The following is a 13657-nucleotide window of genomic DNA, read 5'->3' as shown; positions in this document are numbered from 1 at the left end:
CAGTATTTGGACGTATCCCACTTGTCAACCGCCGCAATAAATTCCGCAACTCACAGTAGTTGAAACGCCAAGCACTATTCGCAAATCTGCCGATGACGTGCGAGAACATAGCGAATCATGTTCAGCGCCAAAGGTGAACGCGAGTTCGAACTCGAACTCTAGAATCAGTTCGTGCGACGAGGAGGAAGAGCAAGCGACATGAGACCAGTCGGTGAGAGTGGCGGCCGCACTATCAGTTCGGCGTCGTTGATCCGAACTATCCTGTCCCCATTGACGAGTCAGGATGAAAACTAGAGCCTCACTACCTGCCGAGTGAGGTCGGGCAACTCGATGAACAAGATGCCGGGATGAAAGAGGCGTGCATAGGCCACTGTGCGGGCAGCTACAGCGAACGCGACGAACCACCGCGTTGGGAAGAACCGGCGAACAGATCGCGAGCGAATGCGCCTCGGTTCCGTAATCGCCGTAGATACATTAATACGTTGCAGGCATTGGCTTTTGATTTGATCCCACCATTGCCCACCAAATCGCAACTCGGCTTCTCGCGAGCCATCGAGGCATGCGCACTCCCCGGCTGCCCACCGACGATGGACCTGCGAAGCGACAAGAGTTCGGCGTTCGTTCTCGAGACCCTGAGCGACCGTTGCCAACTTTCAAAGGGCGTCTAGCAGCACAGGCGCTGGACTGTGTGCTACTTCCACGAGACGGGCACACGCACCCGTGCTCAGCACCCGTCGACCGCGCTGTCAAACGACGCGAATCATTCGCCGGCCCGCTCCAGAGCCGGCTGGACCGGACTAGCGGGACCTCTCAGTCGAAGAAAACCCGCAAGCTGTCAACCCGGGGAGAGCGTCGACATCGGCCCATGCCACATGTAGGAAGCACAAGACCCCTGCAGAGAAGGTGCCGGTGCGGAGTGAATTACTCCTGCCACGACTGGTGAGGAATGGACTCGATTCATCAACTGTCCTTACAGACCTGCGCTAGGGGCGGACATACTCGTCATGCCAAGGAAGTACTCGTGCCGACCGGCACCTGCTTCTTGGCATCTTCCTGTCCCCTTCTCCTGCTGTGTACCCGGACAGACGACTGAGGACCGCATCGAGTGTGACTCCGACCAAGAATCATGTCAACAATTTTTTTGACGAATCTTGGCATGTCTCCCATGAACGGTTTCCACAACGTTTTAGAGTCCAATTAATCCCCGACCTGCGGTGTGTCTCCCCCAGCTGGTCCACCCGGTCTTGGAGTCCCGCTGATCCCAGCCTCAGGGGGCAAACTTTCCGCGCTTGTTTCACTTTGTCTAGAGTCCTCTCGCCCCCAAGACTGGGGGTGGAAGGACGATGGAGATGATGGCTGAACGGAAGCGGAGCTCTGCAGAGGACATCGTTCGGAAGCTGCGGCGGGCAGACGAGCTGACCGCTACAGGTAAGACGCAGGAGCAGATCGCCGCCGACCTCGAGGTATCGACAGCGACGCTGTACAACTGGCGACGCCAGTACAGCGGCGTAGATACCGAAAGCCGCAAAAGAGCTCGAACAGCTCCGGAAACAGAACAGCAAGCTCAAACGCCAACTCGCCGAAGCCGAGTTGGAAAAGGACGCACTACGTGAGGTGGCCAAGGGAAAATTCTGAGCCCAGCAGCCAAGCGCCGCGCAGTCGAGATGCTGACCTCCACGTTGAGTATCTCGGAACGATTGGCATGCAAAGCTGTTGGGCTCGCCCGATCAACGTTTCGGCGGATTTCCCGCAGCGCACGATCAACCAGATCCCGACGCCGACTTGCGGGCCTGGCTTCGCCGCTACGCCACGGAAACACCCGCTGCATGGATTTCGGCGGCGCATGGGCACATCTGCGTCAGAACGAGGGACTGTTGGTGAACAAGAAGAAGATCCATCGACTTTGGAAAGAGGAAGGCCTCCAGGTGCAGATCCACTGCCGTAGCAAGCGTGTGAACTCGAGTTCGGGTCCTGATGTCAGGAAAATCCTCTAAATACACTGCAAAACTGCATATTTTCGGTTCAGCTGCGTTGTTTGAGGAGATCCGCAATGATCTATAGCAATCCCAAAATTGCTGCCTTGCATAGTTAGTCGCTCTGCGCGCGCAAATACTGACCGAAGTGCGGGACGGTGAATCCGATCGATCCACGCTCGGCCGAATAGATCAGACCCTTCTTGATCAACCCATCCCGCGCGGGTGACAGCGAGGCGGGCTTGCGATCGAGTTCGGAGGCGATTTGCCGCCGTTGCAACCGGCCCGTCATCCGCGGAGAGATCGGCCATCGCTCGCATGTACTCGCGTTCTGCGGGTGTGGCGCGCTCGTACCGCGAGCCGAAGAAGCCGACCGCGAGTTCTTCCTCCGCCCTCGGAGCAGCTACTCGAACATCCTCCTCGGTGATCGGACTCGCCGCAGCCACATCCCACGTCGCCTTGCCATACGCCTGAACGAAATACGGGTAGCCGTCGGCAGCCGCATACAATGCGTCGAGCGCCTCGGCGGAGAACTTCACGTCCTCGCGATCGGCCGGCGCGATCAAAGCCCGATCGGCCGACGACCGGTCGAGGCGGTCGATGCGGTGGTAACTGAAGAGCCGCTCCGAATAACTCCTCGAGGCCGACAGCACGGTGGGAAGATGCGGCAGGCCCGCACCGACCACGATCAGCGGTGCCGCGTCCTGACTGAGTTCGTGACAGGCGCCGCAAATAGCCGAGACGTCGGCGGCGCCAAGATCTTGCATCTCGTCGATGAACAATGCGATCCCGACACCAACGTCTCGGGCCAATGAGGATGCGTCGAGAAGCAACTCCACCAGGTCGATCTCGATGTCCCCGGAATCGGCGCGTCCCTTCACGGCCGGTACGTCGATACCCGGCTGCCACCGTTCCCGCATACCTTTGTCTGCCGTCGCGCGCAGCGCGAACGATTTCAGGGTGCCGAGAAACTCCTCCACCCGGTCGGGGCAGCGATGCGAACCGGCGATCTCTCGAACCGCCATGTGCAACGCAGACGACAGCGGCCTGCGCAACTCCTGGTCTGGACGAGCCTCGATCTTCCCAGTTCCCCATCGACGCGAAATCGCCGCCGAGCGCAGATGGTTGAGCAGTACCGTCTTTCCGACCCCGCGTAGGCCGGTGAGCATCACACTGCGTTCAGGACGGCCACGCGCGATCCGCTCGAGCACGACGTCGAACGCGTCGAGTTGCCTCGTTCGTCCAGCGAGTTCCGGCGGCCGCTGCCCGGCACCTGGCGCATACGGGTTGCGGACGGGATCCATGGCCATGAAGGTAACAACCTCTGTCACAGAATCTGCGCCGATCTAGCGCGTGTCCTAGATCTCGTTATGGAGTTCTCGTCAAGGAGTGGGCACATTCCCACCCTGCGGTGCCTATCACCGCTCGTACGTTCCGTCGATGCTGGATACGTACACACCAGCGGGGAGGAAGTCATGATCGAAGTGGACGTCAGAGCCGAGTTGGAGCGACTCGCGCCGCGCGCCGCGGCCGGGGACACGGATGCCGTGGAAGAGGTCCTGCGCGTCGCCTACCCCGTCGTGTACCGCTACTGCAGGACCCGACTTGATACCGGCGACGGGTCGAATACCGGCGCCGACGACGTCACCCAGGAGGTCTGTCTAGCGTTGGTGAGCGCACTTCCCACATATCAGGATCAGGGAAAGTCTTTGCTGTCGTTCATCTTCGGCATCGCGGCGCACAAAGTATGCGACGCTCGGCGCCGCGCCGCGCGATGGTCCGCCACCACCGCGCGCGTAGCAACCGCACACGCCATCGATTCGATCGGTGTCGAGGACGGACCGGAACACCGCGCATTACGCGGCGATTGGCACAGCGGCATGAGCTCGCTCGTCGAAACCCTCTCGACCCGCCACCAGCAGATCCTCTTCATGCGCATTGTTTTGCAAATGTCGGCGCAACAGACTGCCCGCGTCCTCGGCACCACTCCAGGCGCCGTCCGCGTCGCACAGCACCGGGCACTGAACCACCTGAGGGCCCGGATCAGCTCAGAGGCGTCACAGCATCATCCGCGAGCACCGCGCTGCACAGTCAGAGCAGAATCCGCTCGAACCGGGAACAGCGATCAAAAAAAGCATACGAGAATGTATCCGATGCACTAGCGTATCGAACGTTCCCGTCAAACCCGGATCGTGAGGAGGCGCTATGCCGACATCACCGTCGAGCTCCTCCGAACCTGTCGCCGATGCACCCCGGCGAGTGACGAAACGACGCGGACGTACTCGTCAGCGCCTTCTCGACGCCGCAGTCGAAGTTTTCGCGGAGAACGGATTCGGCCGGTCGACCGTCGAGCAGGTCTGTGAACGCGCCGGCTACACCCGCGGCGCGTTCTACTCCAACTTCGCGTCGCTGGACGAGATGTTCTTCGCCATGTGGGAGCAACGCTCCAATTCGATGCTCGACCGAATCCGGGACGCAGCCGACTCCTCCACCGTGGCCCTCGCCCAGCTCACCCCCGACGACAAGCTGCGGACCGGCACAGCACTTGTACTCGACGCCGTCCCGGTGGACGATTACTGGTACCGGATCAACGCCGAGTTCACTGCCCACGCTCTGCGCAATCCGTCGCTCAAGAAGGCACTCGCCGCCCGTGAAGAGACGATCTTGCACACCATCATGCCCATTCTCGAGAAGGCGCTTACCCGCCTCGGGCGCCGCATCGTCGGCGATCCTCCTGTGCTCGGCAGGGCACTTGTGGCCCTGCACGACGGCACCACGGTCCAGTGCCTGATCGAGGATGACAACGCGTCCGCACGCGAACTCCGCCTCGACCTCTTCACCCACGTCGTGGCCGCATACACCGAACCCGATACCACCAACACTCAACACACCACAGGACAGAGGAGTCTTCGTGACCGAACAAGCTGATGCGATCGTTGTCGGAGCCGGGCTGGCAGGACTCGTCGCCACGTACGAATTGGTCCAGGCAGGTCGGAAAGTCCTCGTCGTCGACCAGGAAAGTTCGGCGAACCTCGGCGGACAGGCCTTCTGGTCGCTCGGCGGACTGTTCCTCGTCGACAGCCCCGAACAGCGACGCCTGGGCATCAAGGACTCGTACGAACTGGCGATTCAGGACTGGATGGGCACCGCCGCATTCGACCGCGACCGTGAGGACCGCTGGCCACGACAGTGGGCACAGGCGTACGTCGAGTTCGCCGCAGGCGAGAAGCGGCAATACCTCCACGACCTCGGCCTACGTCTGATGCCGAATGTCGGTTGGGCGGAACGTGGGCGTGGCAGCGCTCTCGGGCAGGGCAATTCCGTTCCCCGTTTCCACATCACCTGGGGCACCGGTCCGGGTGTCGTAGACATCTTCCTCACCCGTGTCCTCGCGGCATCGAAGCGGGGACTGGTCACGTTCAAGCACCGCCATCAGGTCGATGAAATCGTCGTGACCGACGGCGCCGCCACTGGCGTACGTGGCACGGTCCTCGAACCCTCCACCGAGGCTCGCGGTGTGAAGAGTTCCCGCACCCCAATCGGGGAGTTCGAATTCTCTGCGCAGGCAGTGGTCGTCACGTCGGGTGGCATCGGCGGGAATCCCGAACTGGTCAAGAAGAACTGGCCCGCCCGCCTCGGAACGGCTCCCGAGCACATGCTCACAGGGGTCCCGGCACACGTCGACGGCCGGATGCTGGAAATCACCGAGAACGCCGGCGGCAACATCGTGAACCGCGACCGTATGTGGCACTACGTCGAAGGCATCGAGAACTGGGATCCGATCTGGCCGAACCACGGCATCCGGATCATCCCCGGACCGTCTTCGATGTGGTTCGACGGCAACGGCAAACGACTGCCGAGCCCCAACTTCCCTGGGTTCGACACCATGGGAACGCTTCAGCACATCATGAGCAGCGGTCACCATCACACCTGGTTCGTCCTCGATCAGAAGATCATCGAGAAGGAGTTCGCGCTGTCGGGATCCGAGCAGAATCCTGACATCACCGGACGCGATTTCAAGCTCCTGGCCGAACGAATCAAGAAGGGTGCGCCCGGACCGGTCGAAGCGTTCAAACAGAACGGCGCCGACTTCGTCGTCAGTGACAACCTGCGCGAACTTGTCGACGGCATGAACGCAATCACCCCGGAAGCACCGGTGGCCTACGAGGACATCGAGCGTGAGATAGTCGCCCGAGACCGTGAGGTGAACAACAGCTACAGCAAGGATTTCCAGATCATGGCGATCCAGAATGCGCGGAACCTGCTTTCCGACAAGATCACCCGAGTCGTGAGCCCTCACCCCTTGCTCGACCCCAAGAATGGCCCACTGATCGCGGTACGGCTGCACCTTCTCACCCGGAAGACCCTTGGTGGCCTCGAAACCGACCTCGACTCTCAGGTGATCCGGCCGGACGGCACCGCCTTCGAAGGTCTGTACGCCGCCGGGGAAGTTGCCGGGTTCGGTGGTGGAGGCGTCCACGGATACAGCGCACTCGAAGGCACCTTCCTCGGTGGCTGCATCTTCTCGGGCCGGGCTGCGGGCCGCGCGCTAGCCCGCAAGCTGTAGGCGGCACCGGGTACGACTCCCCGGCAGCCTCGTGCTTCCGGTTGCGGAGATGATGGGCGGGACACGAACAATCGTGTCCCGCCTACCCCGTAATCGGCCACAGTCCGCTGCCACGACCGCTAGTCGCCCATTCTCGCCCTCATCAGGAAGACGTTGTAGTCGGACCAAGTCGAGATGGTGAAGTACAGATCGTCGGCGGTCGACCACGGGTGGATGAAGCCGCCATACAGCTCCGGGTACTCGGTAACGCTGACCATCCGGGCGCCCTCGGACCAGGCGCCCTGCGGCGAGTCGGACTCACGTAGAACGATGGCCAGCTTCGACGTGTCGAGATATGCCATCTGCCACTTCCCCGTGGCCTCGTCGTAGCGGACAGATAGTTCCGCGACGGGAGCATTGACAATCGGTGTCGCTTCCGTGAAACCTCCGACCGGTGTCCAGTTGCCGTTCTGCCAGTACTGGTACGCAGAAGTGTTCAAGACTTGGTCGACCGGAACGCGGGCGAGGCCGACCGAGCCCAGCCTCGTGTTGGGGGTGCCGAACATGTAGACGAAATCACCGACAGGCACCATCGACGCGACTTGAAACTTGGTCACGCCGAAGATGTTCTCCCACTTCGCGTACGGGTCCTTCGTCCAGGTGGAGCCGCCGTCGTCCGAGTAGGCGATACCCCCGTGGTTCGTCCACCACGTGGTAGGGATGCTGTACCACGTGCGGATCGACATATAGCTCATGTACTGCCTGTCTCCGATGGCGAATCCCGACGTCGGAATGGTCGTGATCTCGACGTTGTCGAGCTTCCGGCTGCCCAGGACCTCTGCCGCATGGCAGCGGCTGTCCAGCACCATACTGTCCAAGCTCATCCCATCCGCCAGGTTGCGGTCGGAGCTGAACCCCAGAACGTTGCTACGCCAGTCGCCGCCCTGACCTCCGGGTGGAGTGAAACCCTTACCGAAGGTGTCACCGAACGCAATGGCGATCTGGTCAGGTGCAGATTCCCACATGATTCCGAGATCGGTGCCGTTCACCTGGTAGCGCTTGTCTGTGCGACTGACCGAACCCGGCCCGGTCACCTTGGCAACGCGAGTCACCTCGCCGATCTTCGGAGCCTGCGGCGCCGGACTGCGCGGCGCCTCCACAGTCGCCGGGTGGACCACGGGTGGTGGCGGAGGCAGTTGAATATCGGCTCCCGGCACGGGGATTCCAAGGTGGAACGGCGTGAACTTCAAGCTGACATCCGGAATGTCGAGCACACTAGACAGATTCCCGGGATCCGGAGCGGTCTCGTCGGTCAAGTCAGGGCACGGGTCGGCGCACGGGTCGGCCGGCAATTCCTGGGAAACACGGACGGGGTCCTTGGGCTCCACGGGATACGGGATCGTCGTGATCTTCGGGTACGGAATCGGGATTTCCAGCCTCTCGGGGATGAGAGACGCCGTCTCGTTCGAGACTTCGGCGGCGCAAGGTCCGCTACCTGGCATCCCGTTCCACAGCCCCTCGGGCTCGGCCACGGCATCGCTCTGATTCGAGTAGATGATCGCACCCGAACCTACCGCCACAGCCGCGAACGACGCGATCACCCGCTTCGACATTCCGCCCCCTTTACGTTGGACCTGCCGCTCGGGCGCGGCACCACCGCAGAGTGGAAGGTAGCACCGCGCGGCGCCACTCATCAGGTCACCACGCGCAACCTCGGCGAGAATTTTGCCGGCTGCCTGGCGCGGACGTCGTCTGTGCCCGTTGCCGGCTACACCGTCGAACCGAGGATCGTTCAGATACTCGCACCGAACAACATGCCCAGAAGATAGGTGGCTGCGGCGGCACCGTATCCGATTGCCAGCTGGCGCAGCGCTCGCTTGATAGGCGGAGCACCCGACAGCAGTCCCACCACGACGCCGGTCGAGAGCAGTGCCACGCCCACCAACGCTGCGGAGACGATTACCGCGGTGGTGCCTTCTATCCCGAAGAGGTACGGCAGAACTGGGATGATTGCACCGGATGCGAAGAAACAGAAACTCGCCGCAGCGGCACCGAGGCCGGTGCCAATGGCCTCATGCGCATCGACCGCATCGTCCGTATCGTCCTCCGAAACGAGATCGAGCTGATCGCTTTCCCGCAAGACTTCGGCTGCCTGTTTCTCGGCTTCCGCCACCGACATGCCACGCGCCCGGTAGACGAGTGCGAGCTCGTTGGCGTCTACATCGAGCAATGGGATTGCCTCCCGGGCCCCCTTCCCTGGCATCGATGCCTCGAGGAGCTCACGCTGCGACCGCACGGATACGTACTCGCCCGCGCCCATCGACAGAGCCCCCGAGAGCAGCCCGGCAAGTCCAGTGAGCAAGACGATCTCGTTGGAAGCGCCGCTACCACTGATACCGAGGATCAAGGCGAGGTTGCTGACCAGGCCGTCATTGGCGCCGAACACGGCTGCCCGAAAGGTGCCGGAGAGGCGGTTGCGTCCACGCGTCGCGAGCGCCCGCACCACTTCCTCATGGATGCGTTCGTCCGCTCCCATCGCATCGGTGGCGTCCAAGTCCGTTGGATACGGCGAGCGGGTTTCGGCGCGCTGGGCGAGCGCGAGCACGAAAACCGAGCCGAACCGCCTGGCCAGCACGCCGAGGAGTCTGGTCCGGAGGCTTCCCCGAACAGGCTTTCCGACCTGTTCGCCAAGCAGGGTGCGCCAGTGGGCCTCGTGCCGGCCCTCCGCTTCGGCGAGCGCTAACAGGATCTCCCGTTCCTCACCTGACCGTCGTTTCGCCAGATCCCGGTAGACCGCGGCTTCGGCGCGCTCGTCCGCAAGGTAGCGACGCCACCTCCGGACTTCTCGGGGAGTCGGGTCGGGTCTCGCACCCGAATCGGTCGGGGAAACCATAATCACGCCTCCGCTCGTCGTCCGGAAAGCAGCCTACCGATTTCACCGTCCCTGAATAGCCGATCTTCGTCAGCCCGCTACGTCGAGGGCATTGCCAAGCACATCATCTGATTCGGAAACGACGACGGGGTCTCGTCCGGTCAGGAGGTCGAGAATGGCTTTGGGGCGGGCTAGCCATTCGCGCACGGTATTCCGGGCCATCGTGATGGTGCTGCAATCGCAGCCGGCGGCTACACCGTCGGCGTCGATCCCGACTCCTCGGCACAGAGCCACCGCTCGCGGCACGTGGAACGACTGTGTGACGATCAGCGCCTTGCCGACACCATACGTTCGGGTAGCACGGACGCAGGTGTCGTAGGTGTCGAGACCGTAGGGATCGCCGACGATGCGACTCGGGTCTATCCCCTTCTCGACCAGGTACTTTGTCATGGCCGCAACCTCGTCGCCCGACCTGCCCGCCCCGTCTCCCGAGACCAGAGCTACCTCCGCACGACCGTCACGGAGAAGTTGCAGTGCGACGTCCAGACGACCGGTCAAGTACTCCCCGGGTCTGCCGTCGCGCACCAGCGTTCCGAGCACGATCACCACGGGTGCGCGGGGTGCGGCACCGACGTCGTAGATATGGCCGGACGCCTGGCGCGACGTCCACACCGCCGAGGCCGCTACGACGAACCCCACGAGGACGACGAATCCCGCTCCAGCACCGACCAGCCGGCGGATCACCCGTCGTTCCATACCATCATCCAACCACAGCAATATCCGGCCCAATCGTTGCCCGACCGGAACATTGTAGAAATCAACTCCGCAGCAACTAATTTCGGAAAGCCGACAGAGGAACTATTCGAGACGCTGGTGTCCGCAAGAGAAGCTGCTGTCCGTCTCCGTTGTCCAATGCGATTCGGTGAATTGTCATTCCGTTACCCGATGTCCTCTAGCGAATTGCCGTGAACTATTGCAGTCTGAAATGTGGAGACTCTGCTCGCCACACAGGAGGTCAGCATGGCTACTGATCACAAATCGACTTCGAAGCACTTCCTCGAACTCTGGGGTGACAATACCCCGCACGGCCCGGACGACTATTTGGCCGAGAACTACATCAACCATCAGATGCCCGACGCCGCGGGTGGCACGTCGACCAAGTCGCTGTCCGAATGGAGGGATCTGCTAGCGCAATTCCACGAGGCGTTCTCAGACGTGAAACTCGAGATCCTGCTACAGGTTCAGGATGGGGATTACGTTTGCTCGCGATTCCGAATGACCGCCAAGCAGACCGGCGAATTCGAGGGCCTCCCCGCCACTGGCAAGACAAGTACTTGGACCGGGGTCGACACGGGTCGGTACGAAGACGGCAAGCTCGTCGAGACCTGGGTCGATTGGGACAAGTACAGCTTCCTCGAAGGCCTCGGGCTCACTTCCGACGGCGGCTGATCCCTAGAGGAGAGACACTCCAAATCCCTTCACCTCAAGGCATTTCAACGATCTCGGCCCGCGCAACCTCGTCGAGCGCGCGACGAACGTAGTCGTGTACGGACACCTGCGCGCTCGACACAAGGTCGGCGATCAACAGGATCGCCGACGGTACAGCAGATGTCGGTAGATCGGATTCGTCCGCTTCCGCGACGCCGAGTGCGCCGGTGAGGACGGCGACGAACGACGCGACATCGACATCGGGCATCCACGTGCGCGCCACCCCCACCGCGTGGGCGAGCACTTCTTGCACGTCCTCACCCGTGAGCCCGTCAGGATGCATCGTCTCGAGAATCTCGCGAACGATCGCGGCCAGCACGACCCGCACCCGCTCGGCCGGCAACGCGGCGAGATCCTCGGTTGCCTCGAAGAACGCGGCGACATTCGAGGAGACCGCTGCCCCGACAGCAGCGTCTACGGCCTCCGCGATCTCCCGCGGAATCGTCGGCCACTGGGCGGGCCATACGCTGGCTTTTCTCATCTCGTCCCGTCTCATTTCGTCGCGCACATGATGCACGGCCACTGTGCCATGTGCCCGCGACAACTCATGCCAACCGGGCGCTCATCCGCTGGGCATCGAATGGAGCGTATCCCTTCACGTCGTTGTCGAAGTACACGAACACGTCGAGTCCGGAATCGGTCCATGCGCGGATGTCGTCGGCCCACCGGTCCAGTGCATCGTCGCTGTAGCCGCTGGCGTACAGCTCCGCGTCGCCGTGCAGGCGTACGTACACGAAGTCGCTCGTCGGCGTCTTTACCAGCGGGTATCGGCCGGCGGTGTCCGCGACGACGAACGCCACGTCGTGGGCGCGCAGAAGTTCGACCGCCTCAGGTGAGTCGAAGCTGCGATGCCGGACCTCGACAGCGTGCCGGACGGGGCGACTCGCGTCGCACTCGGTGAGCGCACTGCCGTCTCGAAGCTTGTCATCGTGTTCGCGGGCCAACCGCGCGAGGACATCGGTTGTGCGGGGCAACCGTTCGAGAAACCGACTCACCCTCGCTTCGTCGAATTCCAATGTCGGCGGCAGTTGCCACAGGAACGGGCCGAGTTTCGGTCCGAGTGCCAGAACACCCGACGCGAAGAAGTTCGGCAAGGCGGCCTCGACGTCGGCGAGCCGTTTCATATGGGTGATATAGCGGCTCCCCTTGACCGCGAACACGAAATCGTCCGGCGTCTCGTCATGCCACTTCGCGTAGCTCGCCGGCTTCTGCAGCGCGTAGAACGATCCGTTGATCTCGATGGTGGTCAATCGCCCCGCCGCATAGGCCAACTCCTTGCGGTGAGCCAGACCCTCCGGGTAGAAGTCACCGCGCCAACCGGGGTACGTCCAGCCCGAGATGCCCACCCTGGCCTTCGCCATCTCATGACCTTATCGCCGGTAGCTATTGCATGTGACCGCTCTGCGGAGAACCATGAGAATGTCCCCACAATCGAGGAGGCACCGATGCCGAGATATCTCTGGCAGGTCACGTACTCGCACGAAGGCGCTCAGGGTTTGCTGGCCGAAGGTGGAACCGCGAGACGCCAGGAGATCACGAGGATGGTCGAAAGCGTCGGGGGCACGGTCGAATCCTGCTATTTCGCGCTCGGCGGCAAGGACTTGTTCGTGATCGGACAGGTACCGGACGAAGTCGCCGCCGCAACACTCGGAATCCGCACCGCCGCGTCCGGTGCGGCGAGATCCGAATCCGTGCTTCTGCTGACGCCCGAGCAAGTCGATGAGGCAGTACGACGCGAAGCCGAGTACAGGCCACCCGGCACCTGACAAACACCCTCGGGGGGAATCCATGAGGACGAAGGGAAGAGTGCACGTCACATGACGCAAACCACAGAAGAAACCCCCCAGCTCGGACAATTCGGCATCTGGCGTCACGCTGCTGGACTGCAACCCGATGTCGGGAAGGCGATCGAGGACGCCGGCTACGGAGCGGTCTGGATCGGCGGGTCTCCGCCGGCAGACCTGGAGGTCGCCGAGAAACTTCTGGACGCGACCTCGTCCATCACCGTCGCAACCGGTATTACGAATATCTGGACCGCCCCCGCCCAGCAGATCGCGGACTCGTTCCATCGGCTCGAGTCGCGCCACCCGGGGAGATTCCTCCTCGGCGTGGGCGTCGGCCACCCGGAACAACCCGGCCTGAACTACAGCAAACCGTACTCCGCGCTGGTCGAATACCTTGACGTGCTCGACGGCGCAGGTGTGCCGAAGAGTAGACGTGTCCTTGCCGCACTCGGACCCAAGGTTCTCGCCCTCTCGGCGGCGCGTTCGGCCGGCGCCCACCCCTACCTCACCACCCCGCAGCACACCCGTGAGGCCCGTGAACTCCTGGGGCCGGGGCCGGTTCTCGCGCCCGAGCACAAGGTAGTTCTCGACACCGATGCCAGCCGCGCGCGTCCGATCGGCCGCGATGCGGTCGAGAACCCGTACCTGCACCTACGCAACTACGTGAGCAACCTGAAGCGACTCGGCTACACCGACGAACAGATCGCCGGCGGCGGCAGTGACGACCTGATCGACGCCCTCGTCGCGCACGGTGACACCGAATATGTGGCCGGGCGACTGCGGGAACACCTCGATGCTGGAGCCGATCACGTAGCCATTCAGGTACTCCCCATAGCCGACGATCCTGTTGCTGATTTGCGGGAGCTGGCCGGCGCGCTGGGAATCTGAGTTTCGCTGCATTGAGCAATCTCATCAGAACGGTGGATCCCCAGCGTTGAGCCCGCTGGGGCATCGGCGTCCCGAACCCACTTTCGCACAATCGTTCTCGTGCAGT

Annotated in this window: 11 protein-coding genes and 2 pseudogenes; 7 read left to right on the top strand and 6 right to left on the bottom strand. The window is 62.5% G+C overall.

Going from position 1 to position 13657, the window contains the following annotated elements; all coding sequences use genetic code 11:
• Positions 1–1343 precede the first annotated feature (1343 nt).
• Positions 1344–1613 (top strand): transposase, encoded by a 270-nt coding sequence (locus BFN03_RS20355; protein WP_084385713.1) that lies wholly within the window; start codon positions 1344–1346, stop codon positions 1611–1613.
• A gap of 475 nt (positions 1614–2088) precedes the next feature.
• On the opposite strand, the pseudogene BFN03_RS19950 reads toward BFN03_RS20355, so the two are convergent.
• Positions 2089–3277 (bottom strand): annotated as a pseudogene (locus BFN03_RS19950) (AAA family ATPase).
• Between the two features lie 171 nt (positions 3278–3448).
• Between BFN03_RS19950 and shbA the strand changes: the two are divergent.
• The 3 genes and pseudogenes from shbA (at position 3449) to BFN03_RS19935 (ending at position 6540) form a co-directional block, all read left to right on the top strand.
• Positions 3449–4135 carry an RNA polymerase sigma factor ShbA gene (shbA, locus tag BFN03_RS19945; RefSeq protein WP_084385436.1) on the top strand — a complete coding sequence of 229 codons (687 nt, stop codon included), beginning with the start codon at positions 3449–3451 and terminating at the stop codon, positions 4133–4135.
• A gap of 43 nt (positions 4136–4178) precedes the next feature.
• Positions 4179–4888 (top strand): annotated as a pseudogene (locus BFN03_RS19940) (TetR/AcrR family transcriptional regulator).
• Positions 4885–6540, top strand: a complete 1656-nt coding sequence (locus BFN03_RS19935; protein WP_070377284.1) for an FAD-binding dehydrogenase — start codon at positions 4885–4887, stop codon at positions 6538–6540. Before BFN03_RS19940 ends, BFN03_RS19935 begins: the two are co-directional and overlap by 4 nt.
• 119 nt (positions 6541–6659) lie before the next feature.
• Here BFN03_RS19935 and BFN03_RS19930 read toward each other — a convergent pair whose 3' ends face one another.
• The 3 genes from BFN03_RS19930 to BFN03_RS19920 all read right to left on the bottom strand — a co-directional run bounded on the left by BFN03_RS19930 (position 6660) and on the right by BFN03_RS19920 (position 10147).
• Positions 6660–8132, bottom strand: a complete 1473-nt coding sequence (locus tag BFN03_RS19930) for a DUF4185 domain-containing protein (RefSeq protein WP_070377283.1) — start codon at positions 8130–8132, stop codon at positions 6660–6662.
• A 179-nt stretch (positions 8133–8311) separates the two neighbouring features.
• The gene (locus tag BFN03_RS19925; protein ID WP_070380468.1) at positions 8312–9412 is read right to left on the bottom strand and encodes a VIT1/CCC1 transporter family protein; all 1101 of its coding nucleotides are present in this window, start codon (positions 9410–9412) and stop codon (positions 8312–8314) included.
• Between the two features lie 69 nt (positions 9413–9481).
• Positions 9482–10147, bottom strand: coding sequence for a SanA/YdcF family protein (locus BFN03_RS19920; RefSeq protein WP_070377282.1), 666 nt, complete (start codon positions 10145–10147; stop codon positions 9482–9484).
• Positions 10148–10411: 264 nt separating this feature from the next.
• Here BFN03_RS19920 and BFN03_RS19915 point away from each other — a divergent pair, with 264 nt between their 5' ends.
• Positions 10412–10840, top strand: coding sequence for an ester cyclase (locus BFN03_RS19915; protein ID WP_157109532.1), 429 nt, complete (start codon positions 10412–10414; stop codon positions 10838–10840).
• Between the two features lie 34 nt (positions 10841–10874).
• On the opposite strand, the gene BFN03_RS19910 is transcribed toward BFN03_RS19915, so the two are convergent.
• Positions 10875–11360, bottom strand: coding sequence for a hypothetical protein (locus BFN03_RS19910; RefSeq protein ID WP_070380467.1), 486 nt, complete (start codon positions 11358–11360; stop codon positions 10875–10877).
• A gap of 64 nt (positions 11361–11424) precedes the next feature.
• The gene (locus BFN03_RS19905; protein WP_070377280.1) at positions 11425–12240 is read right to left on the bottom strand and encodes a DUF72 domain-containing protein; all 816 of its coding nucleotides are present in this window, start codon (positions 12238–12240) and stop codon (positions 11425–11427) included.
• A gap of 84 nt (positions 12241–12324) precedes the next feature.
• Between BFN03_RS19905 and BFN03_RS19900 the strand changes: the two genes are divergently transcribed.
• Together BFN03_RS19900 and BFN03_RS19895 are read left to right on the top strand one after the other, a co-directional pair.
• On the top strand, positions 12325–12645 hold the full coding sequence (locus BFN03_RS19900) for a GYD domain-containing protein (protein WP_070377279.1): 321 nt from the start codon (positions 12325–12327) through the stop codon (positions 12643–12645).
• Positions 12646–12696: 51 nt separating this feature from the next.
• Positions 12697–13551: an LLM class F420-dependent oxidoreductase gene (locus BFN03_RS19895; protein WP_070377278.1), complete on the top strand. Its 855-nt coding sequence runs from the start codon at positions 12697–12699 to the stop codon at positions 13549–13551.
• Positions 13552–13657 lie beyond the last annotated feature (106 nt).

It is taken from the genome of Rhodococcus sp. WMMA185, assembly GCF_001767395.1.
GTDB lineage: Bacteria > Actinomycetota > Actinomycetes > Mycobacteriales > Mycobacteriaceae > Rhodococcus_F.
This window is presented reverse-complemented; position numbering and strand designations above follow the sequence as displayed.

Bases quoted from the DNA above. Each gene is read 5' to 3' on its own strand.
- BFN03_RS20355 (WP_084385713.1), top strand. From the start codon at position 1,344: ATGGAGATGATGGCTGAACGGAAGCGGAGCTCTGCAGAGGACATCGTT.
- shbA (WP_084385436.1), top strand. From the start codon at position 3,449: ATGATCGAAGTGGACGTCAGAGCCGAGTTGGAGCGACTCGCGCCGCGC.
- BFN03_RS19930 (WP_070377283.1), bottom strand. From the start codon at position 8,132: ATGTCGAAGCGGGTGATCGCGTCGTTCGCGGCTGTGGCGGTAGGTTCG.
- BFN03_RS19925 (WP_070380468.1), bottom strand. From the start codon at position 9,412: ATGGTTTCCCCGACCGATTCGGGTGCGAGACCCGACCCGACTCCCCGA.
- BFN03_RS19920 (WP_070377282.1), bottom strand. From the start codon at position 10,147: ATGGAACGACGGGTGATCCGCCGGCTGGTCGGTGCTGGAGCGGGATTC.
- BFN03_RS19915 (WP_157109532.1), top strand. From the start codon at position 10,412: ATGGCTACTGATCACAAATCGACTTCGAAGCACTTCCTCGAACTCTGG.
- BFN03_RS19910 (WP_070380467.1), bottom strand. From the start codon at position 11,360: ATGAGAAAAGCCAGCGTATGGCCCGCCCAGTGGCCGACGATTCCGCGG.
- BFN03_RS19905 (WP_070377280.1), bottom strand. From the start codon at position 12,240: ATGGCGAAGGCCAGGGTGGGCATCTCGGGCTGGACGTACCCCGGTTGG.
- BFN03_RS19900 (WP_070377279.1), top strand. From the start codon at position 12,325: ATGCCGAGATATCTCTGGCAGGTCACGTACTCGCACGAAGGCGCTCAG.
- BFN03_RS19895 (WP_070377278.1), top strand. From the start codon at position 12,697: ATGACGCAAACCACAGAAGAAACCCCCCAGCTCGGACAATTCGGCATC.